The 17,421-nt window shown below is 68.7% G+C and carries 14 protein-coding genes, 1 tRNA gene and 1 pseudogene; 9 read left to right on the top strand and 7 right to left on the bottom strand.

All coding sequences use genetic code 11. The features are described from left to right. Positions 1-79: 79 nt before the first annotated feature. A complete protein-coding gene (locus ACWFRF_RS16960) occupies positions 80-3,439 on the bottom strand; it encodes a WD40 repeat domain-containing protein (RefSeq protein ID WP_452450789.1) in 3,360 nt (1,119 codons plus the stop codon). A 99-nt stretch (positions 3,440-3,538) separates the two neighbouring features. On the opposite strand from ACWFRF_RS16960, the gene ACWFRF_RS16955 reads away from it, so the two are divergent. The 3 genes from ACWFRF_RS16955 (at position 3,539) to ACWFRF_RS16945 (ending at position 5,581) form a co-directional block, all read left to right on the top strand. Then, on the top strand, positions 3,539-4,036 hold the full coding sequence (locus ACWFRF_RS16955) for a hypothetical protein (RefSeq protein WP_378991469.1): 498 nt from the start codon (positions 3,539-3,541) through the stop codon (positions 4,034-4,036). A 214-nt stretch (positions 4,037-4,250) separates the two neighbouring features. Then, a complete protein-coding gene (locus tag ACWFRF_RS16950; RefSeq protein WP_378991467.1) occupies positions 4,251-4,901 on the top strand; it encodes a hypothetical protein in 651 nt (216 codons plus the stop codon). Further along, positions 4,901-5,581: a hypothetical protein gene (locus tag ACWFRF_RS16945; protein ID WP_452450786.1), complete on the top strand. Its 681-nt coding sequence runs from the start codon at positions 4,901-4,903 to the stop codon at positions 5,579-5,581. The genes ACWFRF_RS16950 and ACWFRF_RS16945 overlap by 1 nt, the downstream gene beginning before the upstream one ends. A gap of 536 nt (positions 5,582-6,117) precedes the next feature. Here the strand turns inward: ACWFRF_RS16945 and ACWFRF_RS16940 are convergent. Further along, the gene (locus ACWFRF_RS16940) at positions 6,118-7,479 is read right to left on the bottom strand and encodes a lipase family protein (protein WP_452450784.1); all 1,362 of its coding nucleotides are present in this window, start codon (positions 7,477-7,479) and stop codon (positions 6,118-6,120) included. Beyond that, positions 7,476-8,624, bottom strand: a complete 1,149-nt coding sequence (locus ACWFRF_RS16935) for an esterase/lipase family protein (protein ID WP_378991461.1) — start codon at positions 8,622-8,624, stop codon at positions 7,476-7,478. Before ACWFRF_RS16935 ends, ACWFRF_RS16940 begins: the two co-directional genes overlap by 4 nt. A gap of 192 nt (positions 8,625-8,816) precedes the next feature. Here ACWFRF_RS16935 and ACWFRF_RS16930 point away from each other — a divergent pair, with 192 nt between their 5' ends. Further along, a complete protein-coding gene (locus tag ACWFRF_RS16930; protein ID WP_378991460.1) occupies positions 8,817-10,091 on the top strand; it encodes a PucR family transcriptional regulator in 1,275 nt (424 codons plus the stop codon). Positions 10,092-10,134: 43 nt separating this feature from the next. Here ACWFRF_RS16930 and ACWFRF_RS16925 read toward each other — a convergent pair. Then, positions 10,135-10,461, bottom strand: a pseudogene (locus ACWFRF_RS16925) (transglycosylase family protein); the annotation flags it as partial. A gap of 397 nt (positions 10,462-10,858) precedes the next feature. Here ACWFRF_RS16925 and ACWFRF_RS16920 point away from each other — a divergent pair. Next, positions 10,859-11,353: a DM13 domain-containing protein gene (locus ACWFRF_RS16920; protein WP_379314650.1), complete on the top strand. Its 495-nt coding sequence runs from the start codon at positions 10,859-10,861 to the stop codon at positions 11,351-11,353. A gap of 66 nt (positions 11,354-11,419) precedes the next feature. Here ACWFRF_RS16920 and ACWFRF_RS16915 read toward each other — a convergent pair whose 3' ends face one another. Next, complete coding sequence (locus ACWFRF_RS16915) at positions 11,420-12,052, bottom strand: response regulator (protein ID WP_378991457.1); 633 nt, start codon at positions 12,050-12,052, stop codon at positions 11,420-11,422. Between the two features lie 93 nt (positions 12,053-12,145). Continuing rightward, positions 12,146-13,342, bottom strand: a complete 1,197-nt coding sequence (locus tag ACWFRF_RS16910) for a sensor histidine kinase (protein WP_379314651.1) — start codon at positions 13,340-13,342, stop codon at positions 12,146-12,148. Positions 13,343-13,665: 323 nt separating this feature from the next. On the opposite strand from ACWFRF_RS16910, the gene ACWFRF_RS16905 reads away from it, so the two are divergent. After that, complete coding sequence (locus tag ACWFRF_RS16905) at positions 13,666-14,226, top strand: GlcG/HbpS family heme-binding protein (RefSeq protein WP_378633096.1); 561 nt, start codon at positions 13,666-13,668, stop codon at positions 14,224-14,226. Positions 14,227-14,276: 50 nt separating this feature from the next. Here ACWFRF_RS16905 and ACWFRF_RS16900 read toward each other — a convergent pair whose 3' ends face one another. After that, positions 14,277-15,230 carry a DNA polymerase domain-containing protein gene (locus ACWFRF_RS16900; protein WP_452450781.1) on the bottom strand — a complete coding sequence of 318 codons (954 nt, stop codon included), beginning with the start codon at positions 15,228-15,230 and terminating at the stop codon, positions 14,277-14,279. Positions 15,231-15,406: 176 nt separating this feature from the next. Between ACWFRF_RS16900 and ACWFRF_RS16895 the strand changes: the two genes are divergently transcribed. The 3 genes from ACWFRF_RS16895 to ACWFRF_RS16885 all read left to right on the top strand — a co-directional run bounded on the left by ACWFRF_RS16895 (position 15,407) and on the right by ACWFRF_RS16885 (position 17,374). Continuing rightward, positions 15,407-15,479 (top strand) — tRNA-Glu (locus tag ACWFRF_RS16895). A gap of 126 nt (positions 15,480-15,605) precedes the next feature. Beyond that, positions 15,606-16,211, top strand: coding sequence for a QsdR family transcriptional regulator (locus ACWFRF_RS16890; protein WP_378991452.1), 606 nt, complete (start codon positions 15,606-15,608; stop codon positions 16,209-16,211). Positions 16,212-16,228: 17 nt separating this feature from the next. Continuing rightward, entirely contained in the window at positions 16,229-17,374 is a 1,146-nt protein-coding gene (locus ACWFRF_RS16885) for an acyl-CoA dehydrogenase family protein (RefSeq protein WP_452450779.1), read from the top strand. Positions 17,375-17,421 lie beyond the last annotated feature (47 nt).

Raw genomic sequence — 17,421 nt, 5'->3', positions numbered from 1 at the left:
TTTCCGTTGCCCCGAGAAATAGGGGCACCGCTACACACCGTCACACACAAATGCGGATATTCCGGTCAGGGCGTATCGGTCAGCGCGCCGGGCAGGTGTTCACATAGGCGTGGCCGGGGAGGGCGACCACCCATTCCTCGTGGGTGATCGGGGTGGTGCCGCTGGCGCAGATCCGATCGGCTTCGGCGGCGGCGTCGGTGCGCCATTGACGCAGGGTGCCGTCGACCGCGGACTCGGTGAGGACAGCGCCGTCCGCGGCGAAGGCCAGCATGGTGGGTTGCCGGTGGCGCAGCCCCCGGGCGATGGTGGCGTAGGCGGTGGGGTGCGCCGGGTCGGAGTAGTCCCAGAGCAGGATGGTGCCGCTGACGATGTCGTCGATGGCGAGCAGGGTTCCGTTTGGATCGAATGTCACCGAACCCGCCGAGCCGTTGGCGCCCGAGGGGGCGGCAAGGGCACGCGGCGGGGTACCCGGCGTGCCGAGCTGGTAGACGAAGGCGCCGGTGAGAGTGCCGACCGCGAGTGTGTTGCGCGAACTCAGGGCCAGCGCGATGGTCTGCCCCGGGGTTCGCAGATCGGACAGTTCGGCGATCGGCTGCGCGGTGGAGGTGGTCGAGAAGACGCTGACATTGCCGGTGCGGTGGCTGCCCACGGCGAGCAGGCCGCCGTCCGGGCTGAACGCGAGCGAGGTCGGGTAGCCACGGCCGAATCGGATACTCGACCGCAGTCGGGGCTCGCCGGTGACGTCGAAGATATCGACGGTCTGGGTCATGCTGCGGCCGATGGCCAAGGCACCGTCGGGACTGAACGTGACGGCGCGGATGTCGACGCCTGCCGCGCTGAGCGGCGCGCCGACACGACGCGGAGTCACCGGGTCGGTGATGTCCCATACCTGGATCGTGAATTCGGTTCTGGTCACCGCCCTGGCCGCGTTCGGGGCGATCGCGACGACGTCGATCAGGCCGGCGGGGTCGCCGTCGAGCAGCGCTCGATCGGTGGCGTAGGGCGTTCTGGCCAGACTTCGTAAACGGGGGAACAGATCCTGCGGGAGGGCAGGCTGGTCGGGTGGAAACCGGAACAGCGTCAGCGAGCTGGTCGACACGACCGGGCCCGGCAGCTCGAACACATGCACGGCATGGTCGAAACTCGTTGTCACCAGCGACCTTCCACCGCGCAGGAAGCGAGCCCGCGCGACCATGTCGATCGGGAAGGTGACCAGCTCCTCGCCGGTGTCCAGATCGCGAATGCGCGCCCGGGTGTCGCCGCCGACGATCACGGCGGATCGACCGTCCCCGGTCGGTGATACGTCGAGGTATTCGTTGGCGCCCCGCGGCACGGTGGGCATCGGGTCGAAGCCGCCCGCGCCTACTCGCCAGCGCGCGACCTCGCCCGGATTGAGACCGACGGCCAGCACGGTGCCGTCGCCGTTGAACTCGACCGACCTCGCCTCCGCACCGCCGGGCCGTTCGAGGCGGCGGTCGAACGCCGGTGTCTGCTCCCGGTCGAGGGTCTCGATGTTCCAGGCACGCACCGTGGTGGTCCAGATGCCGCCGAACAACGACGGCACCGCCGCGACGAGCGTGCGATCACTCAGGGCGACCTCCGCACGCTGCCCCGAACCGGACATCGTCGGCAGGGCGACCGGGTGCGCGGGATCGTCGCCGAGGCGCCAGCTCGCAATCGTCGCGCTGTGGGTGCCGATGGCGACGAACCCGAGGTCGGGACTGAGCGCTGCCGACGAAGGCAACCGGCCGCCGAGCGGGAGCTCGGTCACCAGGCGCGGTGCACCGTGGTCGGCGATGTTCCACAACGCCGATCGCAGATCGCCCGCGACCACCAACCACTCGTGGCCGGCGCTCATCGCGAGACCCCGGATGTGCCCGCTCCCGGTGGCGAACCGTGGCCACCGATCGACGCCGGATTCGCTCACCCGCACCAATTCCACGGAGCCGTCACCCTCGCCGATCGCGATCACGTCACCCTGCGCGGTGGTCGCGATGCGTGGTGCGTCGGGATCGAAGACCACCCCGCGACCGAGCACGACACCGGGACTGATCCGGATCGGCGCGTTCGTGGCGGTGTTCTCCAACAGAGCGGACCGCGCCTCCTCGGTCTCAGCGGTGCGATAGGCGGCAAGGGCGATCTGCTGGGACAGCGCGGGATTGAGATTGCCGCCACCCCGGGCGACGCCGGCGAACAGGCGCGAATTCGATTCCGCGCGCGCGGCCGCGTTCTCGATGCGCAGCTGGACCACCTTGGTCACCGACCCCACCGCCAGCAACACGGCCAGCCCGGCCGCGACGGAAACGATCCACAGCGCGAGGTTGGCCCGTGTGCGGGTCCGGGCGATCGCTTCGGCCACCGTGCGGGCGGCCGAGATCCGGTCGGCGTAATTCTGTGGCGCCTCGTCGGCGGCTTCCCGCAATGCCTCCGACGCGACCACCACGCGCAGCGACGAGCGTTGCGCGGCAGTCAGTTTGCCCGCATAGCCACCGACTGCCGTCAGATTCGACCCGGACAGGCCCGCGGTGACCGCGCACTCGGGGTCGAGTCGACGGGGCCGCAGCTTTCGCAGCAGGGCGTGCCGCGGTGCGAGATCGTCGAGGGCGACCGCGAACGCCGCGCCCATCGACGCGCCGTTGATGTCGTTGGCCGGAGCGCTGCCGTGCGTCGAGACCGACCATCGCACACAGGCGTCGGTGCCGGCCAATCTGCTGATGCGCCAAGCCTTTTCGAGGCTGTCGGTGAAGGCGCGATCGGCCTGGAGGAAGCCCATCCGCGCCGGGTCGGGGTGCAGGCCGCTCGGTCCGCCCCGGACCTGGTCGAGGCGCAGCACGCCCACCTCGCCACCACCGCCGAAGCTGGCGAACAGCACGCTGATCCGGCTGCTGCGCACGACCGGGAGGGTATGCCCGGACAACTCCAGCGCGGCCATGATGGCGTACCCGCGCGCCGCGCGAGCGCCCTGGCCGAGGAGATGGCGCACGATCTCACCGAGCGGAGCATTCGCACTGGTGATCGGAATGCCCGCGGGCAGCAACTGGGTACCCACCGAGGTCAGACCGGCGCGTTCGGCGTGATCGAGAAATGCCGCACACGCGTCGTCGGTGTCGATCGAACCGGTCAATGCCCGCGCCAGCACCGCCATCGCGCGTGCGGCGGACAGATCCGCGGTGATCCGGCGGTCCTGCGCGTCGGGATCTTCGGCTTCTTCCTCGAGCAGATCGTCCGCGGCGAGATCCTTCCAGCGGGCCAGCGACTGCCTCGCCAGCACGCCCGTCTCCCGCCGGTGGTCCAGCAATCGGCGCGCGGCATCCGGCCCGGTCGCAACAGCAGCACGGCACAGCGCAAGCCAGCGTTGCGACGCACCGGTCAGCTCGATCAGCACCGCGTCATCGGACAACAGCGCGTCCGTCGGCTGATCGGTCGATTCGCCTGCCATGTCTCCCCCATCTCCCTCCGGGCAGCACCGGCGACCCTGCCGAGAATGCCCCGATACGATGGAATTCCAGCACACCACCGATCGACCCAGGGGACCACGTTGTCGAGACGACACATCGCCGGACGCACCCTGACCGCCGCGGCCCTGCTCGTCACGATCCCGGTATCGGCGAGCTGCGCCGACGACGCGGACACCAGCGCGAAGCCGACAGCCGTGGTAGCGCAGGAGATTTCCGCACCGCCGCCGCTGCCCAGCGCCGACGAGGTCGAGCAACTGATGCGACGGTTGCTCGACACCACCGTGTCCAACGCCGAGAAACTCGAGCTGATCCAGGGCATCGGGAGCGACCCCGAGCTGCCGAACCGGGTCGCCGACGCGCCCCGCCAGGGCGGCGCCACCATCGCGCTCACCATCACGGGTACGCGCACCGCACCGCCCGGCATGATCGCCGACGGCACGGCTTCCATCAACAACAGCCCGCCGCAGCCGCTCATCGTGAACTTCATCGTCGAGGACGGGAAGTGGAAGGTCGAAAAGGCCTGGTACTGCCAGATCGCGTTCTCGTTCATGGTCGCCTCCCCGGCGTGCCCGACCTGATCCGCGTGGACACCGTCGATGCCGACTGAGCGAACCGCTCCGGGCCGCAACCGCATCTGTGTAGGAGCCGATCGACCCGACAGGAGGCTCCGCGATGCGACATGCTCGACCCGGTACCGCGCGCCACTGTCTGCCCTCGGCCCGGCCTACGGCGCGGGGAGCGTCGAGAAACCGAGCCGTGGTGTGCGCGTCGTCGGCCGAGCGGGGGTGCCGGGTGAGCACTGAGCCCTTGGACGAATGGCTCGGCGCCTCCTGGAGCGAGGTCCCCGAACGCCTGCGCCCGGCGGTGGTCGATCACATCTTCGGCGCCGATCTGGTCACCATGTCGACCTATGCGGCGACCAAAGCGCGCTACGTCCTGGATCGGCTCGACCCGGACATGCGCAGCGACTTCGAAGACGTCGCCCAGAACACCATGGTCGAACTCACCGCGACGCTGCCCACCGAGCGCATCCGGCACTGGAAAGCGCTGGTGCTCAAGAAGCTGCAGTGGCAGGTGCTCCAGGACCGCCGCAGTCGCACCGCCGAGAAACGTCACCCGGGCCAGCGGGTCGACTACGAGTCGGCGGTCCTGGTACTCGAGGATCACCGGTGCGGCGACGCCGAGAACCGGCTCGCCGACCGCGCTGTCCTGCGGGACGCACTGGCCTCGATCACGCACGCGGAGACCGCCGCCGTGCTCCGCGCGACCTTCGTGATCGCCGCGGACGGCAGCTATACCGATGTGCAGACCACCGGCGAGGTGGCCGCAGACCTGCGGTTCAGCCAGGAGAAGGTCAAGCGATTGCGCGCGGCAGGCGCCAAGTTGCTGCGCGAGGCCGTGCGCGCGCAGCTCGACGCCCGGGACAACGAGGAGACAGCGTAATGGCGCCGGATCATGACGCGGACCGGTTGAGTCTGCCTGTCGACATCGACGTGCTGATCGCCTTCGCCGCGTCCGACAGCCCGGACGCCGACGCGGAGTCCGCCGACGCGGGGGCGCGGATCGCCGAGCGACTGTTACGCGCAGGCGCGGTGTCGGGCAGCTCAGCCGCGCTCGGCGACCTCGGTGCGCGCCGGGCCGTGATGACGGTGCCCGGCTGGTCCGTGCAGCCGCTCGCCGCGTCGTCGGACAGCGAGCAGACAACGACTCGCACGGTGCAGAAGCAGCGCGACCGGGAGTTGGGGATCGAATTCACCCGCTCGCCCGCGGGCGCGGAGCAGACGCGAATCTCGGTGCACTCGTTCGGCGCTCGGGCCGCGGCGGGCGACATCGTGCGGATCTCGGTACGCCTCGGCGCCGACCGCACCGAACTGCTCGTCGTCCTCTACGCCGGTGACGACGGCACGCTCACCGGGCAGGCCGTCACCAGGGCGCTCACCATGTCCGAGGATCTCGAGATCTCGCTGTTGGCGGGTGCGGCGCTCGACGGCACGCACGTATCGGCGGTGACCGATGCGGTGCGCTGCTCGCTGACGGCCGGGCGCAACGCTTGGCGGCGGGTGGCCAAGGGCCTCCCAGCCGGTGATCCGGTACGGGCGGCGATCGTCGCCGGTTTGAGCTGATCGTCGCGGGTTGTCGGGCAAGGCACGGAACCCGGCTGCCGGAGATGTTCGTCCGGCAACCGGGTTCGGATACGCCCAGGGAGGGCGCGCCGACGGACCGGGTGGAACCCCCCTGCGGCTCCACTCGGCAGCGGCGGCGCGGCCGTCACTCCCAGGGCAGTAGTACTTCACCGACGTCGCCGCAGTGGTGGCGTCGACGTCGGTGAAACCCCTCACCGACACTGATGCCGTGCGAGGGGCAAACGGTTCGCCGCGAACCGCCGCCGGGGCATGGCGCATCTCTGTTCCGACGGCCGGTGCCGGTGCCGGTAGTGAGGAACACGGGGATGACACCTTCGAGGAACGACACGGCGCGGCAGCTCGCCGCGTCGGCCGATCTCGAGGCGGCGCGGCGACAACGAGACACCGACAGCCGAACACGGCGCGACACCGCGGAGTTCGTCGCGCTCCGGCCGCTACGTGGCGAGGCTCAGCTCACGGCGGCCGCTCCTGACACACCACCGCAATCGAGCACGCGTCTCACGGAGTACACCGACTCAGCATTCGACCGCGATCGAGGCATCACCGACCACGTCCGGATGTTCGGCATCGCTGTGACGCAGGCTGGTTCGTTCCGGTGATACCCCACCGATCGGCCTACCTGCCAGCATGCGCAGCGCCAGCCGCACGAACGCGAAGTGCGTACGCAGGGCCCGCGGTGAACGGGCGACGGAGGCAACGGTGCACGTGCCGGTCGGTGCGGGAATTCCAGCGAATCTGTCGGTGAGCCAATCGAGAATCGCCGGGACGATGAGGAATTCGAGCGGCAGGTGCGAACCGCGGCGCACGCGCAGGTAGCGCACCGTCGCCCCGGCCTGCTCGTACCGGCGCACGTGGGCGTCGATATCGGCGACGGCGATCACCTCGTCGTTCACCCCCTGAACGATGAGCAGGGGTGCGGCGGGCGCGCGAGTGCCGGGTTCGATGTCGGCGAGGATACGGCGCAGGACGGGCTCGGCGAGCAACTCCCCCATGCCGCCGCGCAGATGCCGGGTCACATCGCGACGGGCGAACCGCAGCAGCAGCGCGAAGGTGCTGCGCTCCTCGGCCTCACCGAGCAGACCGCGATATCGCGCGTCGAGGTGATCGCTGAGCACCGGATCGAGCTCGGGATAGGCCTGCCGCAATCCCGCGACGAACGCCGCCGGGAACCCGGCGAACCATCCGCCGTTGAGACGCACGAACGCGGCGGCCGGGTCACCCACCGGTGATCCCGCCGCCGCACCGACGATATTCAGCTCCGGCGCGTACTCGGCGGCCAGTTCGGCGGCCCACGCCGTCGCCAACCCGCCACCCGAATAGCCCCACAGGGCAACCGCCGTGGTGGGCGTCAACGCCATCGGGGCGAAGTCGAGCGCGGCCCGAATTCCGTCCAGCGCACGGTATCCGGGTTCACGTGCCGCTCCGAACCGGCCACCCGCCCCTTCGTGATCGGGTACCGATACCGCCCAGCCCTGCTCCAGGGCCATCGCGATGATCGGCAGCTCGAGCGGCGCGATCGAACCGATCGTCCATGCGCCGCTCCGCAACGCGTACGACGGAAAGCACTGCGGGGCCACAGCATCGATCGCGCACTGGAACGACACCAGCGGCCGTGGACGCGCGGCAGCGCCCCACGGCAGCAGCACTGTCGTCACCGACACTTCCGGCGCACCGTCGAGATCGCAGGTGCGGTACAGCAATTGCCAGGCCGTGATCCGCTGCCGGATCACCCCGAACAGCGCGACGTCCACCGGCCGCGACCGCACCACCGTCCCCGGCGCGAGCGCGTCGAAACCGGATGGAGCGTCGTAGAACGGGTCGGCGGGCGGGAGCAGCGGTGCGGCGCGGCTGGTCGGCGCCGGGGCGTCGACGGTCATAGGCTGCCGCCGCCACCGAAGAACCAGGGGTTGAACGTGCAGGTCAAGGTGGGACTGCCTTCCGGATCGAGGGCACGCAGCGCGATCGAGGCGGCGCGCGGGGAATACATCATGGTCAGGTGGTCGGAGACGTCCTGCTCGCAGCCGTTCTGCAGGGCGATGTTGTCGACAGTCGCGTCCGGTCCGGCCCGCAGGAAGGCGAGGTCGAGGGGATTCATCACCTCGTCGTAACGGGAACCGACCACGGTGTAGGCGACGCCGGGCACAGTGTCGCCGGTGGCGTTGAGGGTGGTGTAGAACGACGAGCCGACGGCCTGTTCGACATTGGCGGCACCGATGATCGGCCGGTAGAAGCCCATGATGTCGATGCCGGCATTGTTGATCATGCGGCCGAGGGTGGCGATCCCGAGCAGCGAGGTGCCGTGGTGGGTGGCGCCGAAACTGACGAGCTTGCCGACCTTGCCCTGGCCGCCCTCGAACTTCAGGTAGTGATTGGCGATGGTGCCGCCCTGGGAATGGCCGACGATGTCGACCTGGTCCGACCCCGTCGCCGCGCGGACTCGTTCGATGAAATCGGCCACCTGACGGGAGGAGTCGGCCATCGGGCCCACCCCGTAGCGCCCCGGCAGCACGGCGCCGAGTCCGCCGGCCTCCAGCAGCCCGGATTTGCCGAAGTTCAGCGCGAACACGCAGTACCCGGCCTCGGCGAGGCGGGGCGAGAGATAGGAGAAGGTGTCGTAGGCGTTGAGCCAGGTGCCGTGCAGCAGCACCACCGGGCGCGGGTGCTGCGCCGAGGGCTTGCAGTCCCAGCGGTTGGCGCCGGGCGGCGCGGCGTCGGGGTGGAGCAGGCCGTAGGCGAAGGCGGGCAGGTAGGCCGACATCTCGGGGCCCTCACCGACGGCGTCGGAGGCGCGGCTGCCCGACGAACCCGAGCTGCTGCCCGAGGCGCTGCCGGTGTCGGCGATGGCGGTGGGTGTGCGGCCGTCAGCGGCGGCGACCGTGCCCGCGTTCACGTATTCGGCCAGCGAGGCGATCGTCGGCTCCAGGGTGGGAGCCGCGTCGGCCGGGCCTGCGGCCACGGTCAGCGCCGCGGCGATGCCGATTCCGCACAGCGCGCGGCGAAGGGAATGCGTCGTTGCAATCATGGTTTCACTTCCGTAGATCCGCGTCGACGAACAGGTGGCTCGGACGCGCTCTGCGAATCTATGACCCAGGACACAGTGATGTCACTGCACCGGGCAACGAGAAACTCTGGACCGGATTGGCGCGGGAGCCAAGTTCTGTACGTTTTCGATCGGATGGTCCACTACGGGGCTGTCGTCGGACACAATCGAGTCATGCTCGCCGAACACCCCGTTTCCGAACTCCCCGCTCTGCCCGCGCTGACCGCTCGGCTGCTGACGCGGTGGCCACAGATCTCCGAACGCATGCTCGCCGACGGTCTCGGCGCCAACGCGCCCGCCGAATTGCCCGACGGACACTTCACCGCGGAAGTGCTGCCGACCATCTACGCGTGCGGGCGGGCCGTGCTCGAGGCGATCGGCGCCGACCGCGAGTTCACCTACGCCGAGGTCGCGGCCTTCGTCGCCCCGGTCGCCGAGCGTCACGCCGAGGACCGGTTGCCGTTGCCGATGCTGATCGGCGCGATCCACGGCTCGGCGCAGTCGGTGTTCGCGGAGGCGCTGTCGCTGGCTCTGCCCACCGAGACCGCGGAGATGGCGCGGGTGGGCAACCGCCTGCTCGATCTGCTGCGCCATATCAACATGACGGTCGTGGAAACCTACACCGAGGTCGAGCAGTCGATCTATCACGCCGAACGCGAGGCGCGCCGGGAGCTGTGTTCGGCACTGGTGCGCGGCCTGCCCGCCGAGGAGCTCGCCGCCCGCGCCGACACGATCCTCGCCGATCAGTACACGGTGCTGGCGGTCCATCTGAGCGAGCCACCGCGCGTTGGCACCGCGGCCAACCTGGTGACCAGGCGACGGATCCGGGTGTTGCAGCGCGCTTTGGACGAGCTCACCGGCACCACCACCCCGGCCACCTTCGACGGCGCTCACGGCATCGCGTTGCTGAGTCACAGTTCCGAAACCGACATCCTCGACGCGGCGAAGTTCGACGAACTCGCCGACCGCCTGCGGGCCCAGTTCGGGGTACCGGTGTATCTGGCCGAATTCTCCGGTGTCAGTCGTGACGCTATTCCCGCCGCGGCGAAGGACGCGACCGAACTGACCGAACTGGCGCGACTACGCGGCAAGCCCGGCGGCTGCTACCGGCTCGACGATCTGCTGCTCGAATATCAGCTCACCCGGCCCGGCCCGGCCCGAGAACGCCTGGCGCAGCGGGTGATTCCGCTCTTGAGCAGTCCGCACCTGATCGATGCGCTGGAAGCGCATCTCGTGCACGGCGCCGACCGCAAAACTGCGTCACGACTTATTCACGTGCACCCGAATACTTTTACCTATCGCCTGCGCAGGATCGCCGAACTCACCGGTCTCGACCCGGCTGATCCGAAAGATTCACGTATGCTCGCCGCGTCGCTCACGGTGTATCGACTCGATTCCCTGGAGAACGAAAAAACCCGCTATTCGACGTGTGCATCGAATAGCGGGTAATTCGTTTCCCGACAAGGAAAGTCTTACTTGTCAGCGCTCTTTACAGGTAGGCGCTGCACACGGGCCAGGCGCCGGGACCCTGCGCGGCCAGCACGTTCTCGGCCACGCGGATCTGCTCTTCACGGCTGGCGTTGTCGGCGGAGCCCGCGCCACCGTAGGCTTCCCAGGTGCTCTGCGAGAACTGCAGGCCGCCGTAGTAGCCGTTACCGGTGTTGATGTTCCAGTTGCCTGTGCTCTCGCACTGCGCCACGGCGTCCCAGTTGTTCGCCGAGGCGGTTGCGGTGGTCAGACCGGCCGGAACGGCGATCATCGCGCCGGCAACAGCGGCAAGACCAAGGGCACGGGTGGTGAACTTGCGATTGAAAGACATAAAGTATTTCCTGCCTGCGCCCACCGACTCGGTGATGAAAACTACCGCGTCCCTGCCCCTCAGTCATGTCGGGGATCCTCGAATCACGGGGCAGGCTTTCTGGCGTTCTGCGATTCGATTCGGCTCGGGTTGTTGTTCAAGCCGTGATCGAATGTAGCCGGTTTGCGACCTGAGATCACGTACCGATCACGACGCCATTTGTAGCGAGCATTGTCCAAACGAACACCGTTCACCCCTGGTCGACCGTAATAAATCCGTAATCACACCACTGTCGTTATAGCGCCGTAATGTGACGGGGCTCATAAGGAATCAGAGACCCCGATCACGTTTCTTTTCCGGCAATTCGGGCAGTCCGCCCACGCCCGGCCGGGGGATGATGGGTGAAAAGGAGGCGCACATGAGCACTCGCCGGACCCTGTTCACCGTCCTCGCGCTCGGCGTGGTCGCGGCCGTAGGCGTAGGTCTCTATCTGTTCCAGCCGTGGCGACTGTTCACCACGGTCACCGTCGACGAGGCACCGATCGTCGCGGTGGACGGCGCGCCACCGCCGGTGATCGCCGAGGGCACCTTCGTCTCCCACGAGCACGACACCTCCGGCACCGCCCAGCTCCAGCGCACGTCGGAGGGCACCGTCGTGCTCCGGATCGTCGACCTGAAGACCTCCGACGGGCCTGCCCTGCACGTCTGGCTCACCGACCAGCCGGTGATCGTCGACGACTGGCACAACTTCGACGACGGCGACCGCATCGACCTCGGCGCCCTGAAGGGAAACGAGGGCAGCCAGAACTACGAGCTGCCCGCCGGTACCGATCTGGCCACGGTGAAGTCGGTCAGTATCTGGTGCGAGCGCTTCCACGTGTCCTTCGGCGCCGCCACGCTCGCGCCCGCGTAGGCGCCGCCCTGTCCGATCAGGGCCTGCCCCGACCCTTCAGCCATGCCTAGTGGGCACTCGAATCCCTCAGGCGAGCAAGCGCCGCTCGGTGGCCACCGCGACCGCCGCCGCACGGGTGTCGACCCCGAGTTTGTCGTAGATGCGGCCCAGATGCGTTTTCACCGTGGCCTCGCTGATGTGCAGTGCGCGGGCGATCTCGCGGTTGCCGAGGCCGTGGGCGAGCTGACCGAGGATGTCACGCTCACGCGCGGTGAGCGTGGGTCCTGGATTGCGCATCTTGGCCATCACCTTGGCGGCGACCGGCGCCGACAAGGCGGTCTGCCCGCCGGCGGCGGCGTGGATGGCGGCGAACAGTTCCTCCGGCCGCTCGGCCTTGAGCAGGTACCCGGTGGCGCCCGCCTCGATCGCGCGGGTGATGTCGGCGTCGGTGTCGTAGGTGGTCAGCACCAGGACGTGCGGGGTGGGGGCGGGCTGGGAGGTGATCCGGCGGGTCGCTTCGACACCGTCCATGTCACTACCGAGCTGCAGATCCATCAGCACCACGTCGGGGTGCAGGCTCGCGGCCAGCGTGACCGCGGTCGGTCCGTCGGCAGCCTCGCCGACAACCTCGATACCGGGCGCGCTCGACAGCAGTGCGTGCAGTCCGGCGCGGACGACCGCGTGATCGTCACAGATCAACAGGCGCACGGTGGTGGTCACGTGCCGATGTTAGTGCGCGCGTTCCCCGACGATGCGAATCCCTTCGCAGGCTCGCGCCGGCGCGGTCAGCGGATGTTCGTGGCGGCGATCGCTTCAGTGGCCGGCGATCGCGTCGTCGATGATCCCGGGCGCGAGCGGGATCGCGGCGGAGAGCACCGTGCCGTCGCCGGCCGCGGATTCGATAGTGCAGGTGCCGCCGAGTTGGCGCACTCGCGCGCGAATCGCGGGCAGGCCGTGTCCGCGATGTTGTTGCGGGTCGGCCTGCGCGTCGGGGTCGAAGCCGCGTCCGTCGTCGGCGACGTCGAGCACGATCTGGTCGTCGAGGCAGGTCAGGGTGATCGTGGCGGTGGTGGCCGCCGCGTGTTCGCGCACATTGGCCAGCGCGCCCTGGGCGATGCGCAGCAGGGTGGCCTCGACCCGCTGGGGCAACGGGCCCGGCGCTCCTTCTATATGGCAGCGCACGGTCAGGGTGTCCGTGGTCTCTCGCGCGGCGAGCGCGGCCAGCGCGGCGGGCAGGGATCCGCCCGCGGCGAGGTCGGCCGGGGCCAGATCGTGGACGAACCGGCGAGCCTCGGTGAGGTCACGTTCGGCGATGGCGGCGGCCGAGCGCAGATGCGTGTGCGCGAGTTGCGGATCGCTGTCCCACACCAGGTCGGCGGCTTGGAGCAGCATGCGCTGACTAGACAGTCCCTGAGCCAGGGTGTCGTGGATTTCCATGGCCAGTCGTTGCCGTTCGGCCAGGGTGCCCGCCGTGCGTTCGGTGGCCGCCAGTTCCTGTCTGGTCCGCACCAGGTCGTCGATCAGCGCGGCCTGCCGTTCGGCCTGACGGCGCATTCCGACGAACAGCGCCGTGGTCACCGCCGCCACCGCGGGTGGGGCGAGCACCAGATTCGGATCGAGCCACCCGGCGATGCGCACCTGACTCGACACCACCAGCGCGGTGAGTACCACGACCAGAATCACCGCGACCCGCTCCGACAGAATCCGCAGCCCCGTGTACACCAGTGGCACCGCGCACCAGGCGAAACTCGGCGCGAGCACCACCAGCACCGACCAGGTGAGCACCAGCATCGCGAACCACACCAGCCGACCCGACTGACGCAGCTCGCTCAGCGCGTACAGCACCGCGAGCACCACGGAGAGGACGACGATCAGCGGCGTCGACCGCGTCTCGCTGTGCCGGATCAGCCACCGCATCAACGACGCGGCGAGCAGCACATAGAACGCACTGTGGACGATGACGGCGAGCAGGCGCGTGTCGTCTCGCTGGGCGCCGAGCAACTGAGCCATGTCATCCACCTGGGTTCTCGGCGGCTGCCGCCGCGGTTGTCGGCCTCTCGACCTCGATCTTGCCTCTCGCGAGCACTCCGGCGTCGCACCCTCCGGTCGGTCCGGGTCGAGGCGGCCGAGAAAACAGCTCGGCCTGGGCGAACTGTTGATTCTTCCCGATGATCGCCCGCGGTGGGTCATCCGATCGGTTGACCCCGGTGTCGGCCGATCCGGCCCCGGAGTGCAGCCGGTACGCCGATCCGCGCGGGCACGCGAGCGAACAGGATGGATATCAACAGGCCACGGCAGATCGCCGGCCGGCCGAGATCCGCACAGGAGCAGCCATGACCGCCAAGTCCACCACCCGCAACCGTCTCATCATCGCCGGCGCCACCGTCGGTGTCGTCGCCGCCGGTGTGGTCGGCGTCGTGACGGTCCAGGCGCAGGATCAGGACCCGGCCACTCGCACCCCCGTCGTCGTCAACGCCGCCGACGCCAACCTGGCCCAGTCGACTCACCTGTCGATCGCCGCCGCCACCAAGGCCGCGCAGACCGCCCTCGACGCCGCCGCCAAGGAGAACCAGCGGGTGAGCGTCGCGGTTGTCGACCGCAACGGCAATGTCATCGTCACCCTGCGCGGCGACGGCGCGGGCCCGCAGTCCTACGACGCCGCCCAGCAGAAGGCCTTCACCGCGGTCTCCTGGAACGCCCCCACCACCGAACTGGCCAAGCGCCTCGAGTCGGCTCCCCATCTGGCCGACATCGACGGCACCCTCTTCCTCGGTGGCGGCGCCCCGGTGAAGTCGAACAACGCCCCGATCGCGGGCATCGGCGTGGCAGGCGCTCCGAGCGGTGACCTCGACGAGAAGTTCGCCCAGGCGGGCGTCGCCTCGCTCGGAAGCTGATCAGGATCTGAAGTACTGTCCCCCTGCCGAATTCGGCAGGGGGACAGTGTTCATTCGGTGCGGCGGGCGCGCGCCCGGCGTTTACCCTCGTGCATCGCCTGGACTCGGGCGATCGGAATGGTGTGGCCCTCGGCGATCAAGTCGGCTGGAAGTACTTGTGGCGCAGGCATTTCCGTGTCCCACGGGTCAGCGTCACCGAGCAGGTCCCGCGCCGTACGCAGAGTGAAGTCGGCGGGGGTCACCGAGTCGATGTCGTTCCAGCGCACGGGAAAAGACACCGGTACACCCGGACGGATGCGCGGGCTGTATGCCGCGATCACCGTTGCGCCACCGGCTCGCGTGGAGTCGAGAAAGACCTTGCCCGCGCGGTCCTCGCGGATGAACGCGGTGGTTCCGACGGTGGGGTCGATGCGCTCGGCCCTGGCCGCGACGGCCCGGGTCGCCGCCGCGGCGTCCTCGATCGCGACGCCGGGCTCGATCGGCACGTAGACGTGTAGTCCCTTGGCGCCGCTGGTCTTCACCGCACCGGCGAGCCCGTCGGCCGCCAGCGCGGCCCGGATCAGCTGCGCACCCGCGGCCGCGTCGCGAAACGTCTGTCCCGGTGAGGGATCCAGATCCAGCACCAGGTGCGTCGGTCCCGCGCTGTGGTCGACCGGCAGCAGTAGCGGGTGGTATTCCACCGCGCGCTGGTTTCCGAACCACAGCAGCGTGCGCACGTCGTCGCCGAGCGCGTAGGTGACCTCGCGATGCGAGCCCTCGGCCCACACCGTCGCGCGCGGAACCCAGTCCGGAGTGTATTTCGGCAGGTTCTTCTGCATGAACGGCTCCTGCCCCGGCCGCACCCGCACCACCGACAGCGCCCGCCCCCGCAACACCCGAACGAGCCGCTCCCCCACGAACTCGAGATAGTCGACCAGATCCCGTTTGGTCGCCTCGGCCCCGTCGAACAACGGCTGATCGAGATTGCTCATCTCCACCCCACCGCGCAGCTCTTTGCTGGTCATGGCCCCACCTTGCCCCGCTGCCAGAGGGCGGTCAACCGGTCACGGACACAAACCCGCCGCCCGGCCCCAGGCGAACGCGGGGCGCCTCGATCTGCGGTCACCACCCGTTTTGGTCGATCACCAGGTCGTCGGCTATCGTATGTTCCGCGCGGCTCACCCCGGTGAGCTGTAGTTCTGGCCCCGTCGTCTAGCGGCCTAGGACGCCGCCCTCTCAAGGCGGTAGCGCGGGTTCGAATCCCGTCGGGGCTACAAAGAGAACTCCTCGGTCATGGTGACCGGGGAGTTTTTTTGTGCCCGCGTCTTGTGCCCGGAGTGCAACACATTGACAGACGTTGCACGGTTCATACACTGTAGGAAACGGTGCATGGAGGTGACGTGATCGAGCAGACGGCGTTGGAGAAGCGACTCCAGGACGCCGCGGCGCGTCCCGATGCCGTGAGCGCGTTCCGCGCCGCCAGGGCCGTATTCCTGGCCGGGCACCGACTCGAGATGAAGGAACTCGCCGTCGCGCTCGGGGTGAACCGGGCGACGCTGTTCCGATGGGTCGGCGGGCGCGACGAACTACTCGCCGAGGTGATCTGGTCGGTCGCCGAGCCGACCTTGCGTCGCGCGGCCGCCGCGGCTCCCGGCCACGGCGCGTACCGCATCGCGACCATCCTCGGTGATTTCGCGCAGGCCACCAACACCTCCTACGCCTTCCGTCAGTTCCTGCTGCGCGAACCCGAGCGGTCGCTGCGACTGCTCACCACACGCGCGGGATCGGTGCAGCACCGCGTCGTCGCGATCGTGGAAGAGCTACTCGCCGAGGAGATTTCGGCCGAGAATCTCGATCCGCTGCTGCCGGTGCCCGAGTTGGCGCTGCTGCTGGTGCGGATCACCGAGACCTTCATCTACACCGATGTGATCAGCGGTGAGGAACCCGACGCGGCCAGAGTTGTCCGGGCGTCATTGGTTCTGCTGGGCGAACGGCCCGAACAGTAAGTCAGCGAAAGGACACCATGAAGCGCTCCATCTTTACCGAGGATCACGACGCCTTCCGCGCGTCGGTCGCCGAGTTCGTCAAGCGCTCGATCGAGCCGAATGCCGAACGCTTCGTCGAAGAACGGGCGATCGACCGTGAAACCTGGCTCGCGGCAGGCGAACTCGGCTACCTCGGCCTGGGAGTGCCCGAGGAGTTCGGTGGCAGCGACGCGGGCGACTACCGCTTCAACGCGGTGTTCGGCGAGGAGCTGTCGAAGGCGAGCGCCGCGATCGCGTCCTCGTTCGGCATCCACTACGACGTGTGCGCCCCTTACATGGTCGAACTCACCAACGACGAACAGAAGCAGCGCTGGCTCCCGAAGTTCTGCACCGGCGAGATCATCACGGCCATCGGCATGACCGAGCCGTCGGGCGGCTCCGACCTGGCCGCGCTGAAGACCACCGCTGTGCGCGACGGCGACGACTGGATCATCAACGGCTCGAAGACGTTCATCACCAACGGTTTCAACGCCGACCTGGTGATCGTCGCCGCCCGCACCAGCCCGGAGAAGAAGGCCAAGGGCATCACGCTGTTCGTCATCGAGACCGGCATGGACGGCTTCACTCGTGGTCGCAAGCTCGACAAGGTCGGTCAGCCCGAATCCGATACCGCCGAACTGTTCTTCGACAATGTGCGTGTCCCCGACGCCAACCGGCTCGGCGAGGTCGACCGTGGCTTCATCGCCATGATGGAGCGGCTGCCGCAGGAACGCATCGGCGCGGCGGTCTCCAACCTCGCGCACGCCTCGGCGATCCTGGACGAGACGCTGCAGTACGCCAAGGAGCGCAAGGCATTCGGGCAGCAGATCGGCAGCTTCCAGTACAACAAGTTCCTGTTCGCCGAGCTGGTCACCAAAATCGAAGTGACACAGGCGTTCGTCGATCAGGGCATCGTCGCCCATGCTGCCGGTGAGCTGTCCGCGGTCGACGCGGCGAAGGCCAAGTGGTGGTCGGCGCAGGTGCAGAACGACGTGCTCGACGCGTGTGTGCAGTTGCACGGCGGCTACGGCTACATGCGTGAATACCGGGTCGCGCGGGCGTGGATGGACGCCAGGGTGACCAAGATCTGGGCGGGCTCCAACGAGATCATGAAGGAACTGATCGGCCGCGATCTGGGTCTGTAGCGCACGGATAGCGTCGCGCCCGGCGTAGGAGCCACCGGGCGCGACGC

The sequence above is a fragment of the Nocardia sp. NPDC055165 genome (assembly GCF_053606985.1).
The sequence above is the reverse complement of the archived record's forward strand: the minus strand, read 5'-3'. Positions and strand labels throughout refer to the sequence as shown.

Coding starts and splice junctions, on each gene's coding strand:
- ACWFRF_RS16945 (WP_452450786.1), top strand. CDS start 4,901: ATGGCGCCGGATCATGACGCGGACCGGTTGAGTCTGCCTGTCGACATC.
- ACWFRF_RS16935 (WP_378991461.1), bottom strand. CDS start 8,624: ATGATTGCAACGACGCATTCCCTTCGCCGCGCGCTGTGCGGAATCGGC.
- ACWFRF_RS16960 (WP_452450789.1), bottom strand. CDS start 3,439: ATGGCAGGCGAATCGACCGATCAGCCGACGGACGCGCTGTTGTCCGAT.
- ACWFRF_RS16930 (WP_378991460.1), top strand. CDS start 8,817: ATGCTCGCCGAACACCCCGTTTCCGAACTCCCCGCTCTGCCCGCGCTG.
- ACWFRF_RS16940 (WP_452450784.1), bottom strand. CDS start 7,479: ATGACCGTCGACGCCCCGGCGCCGACCAGCCGCGCCGCACCGCTGCTC.
- ACWFRF_RS16885 (WP_452450779.1), top strand. CDS start 16,229: ATGAAGCGCTCCATCTTTACCGAGGATCACGACGCCTTCCGCGCGTCG.
- ACWFRF_RS16900 (WP_452450781.1), bottom strand. CDS start 15,230: ATGACCAGCAAAGAGCTGCGCGGTGGGGTGGAGATGAGCAATCTCGAT.
- ACWFRF_RS16920 (WP_379314650.1), top strand. CDS start 10,859: ATGAGCACTCGCCGGACCCTGTTCACCGTCCTCGCGCTCGGCGTGGTC.
- ACWFRF_RS16905 (WP_378633096.1), top strand. CDS start 13,666: ATGACCGCCAAGTCCACCACCCGCAACCGTCTCATCATCGCCGGCGCC.
- ACWFRF_RS16910 (WP_379314651.1), bottom strand. CDS start 13,342: ATGGCTCAGTTGCTCGGCGCCCAGCGAGACGACACGCGCCTGCTCGCC.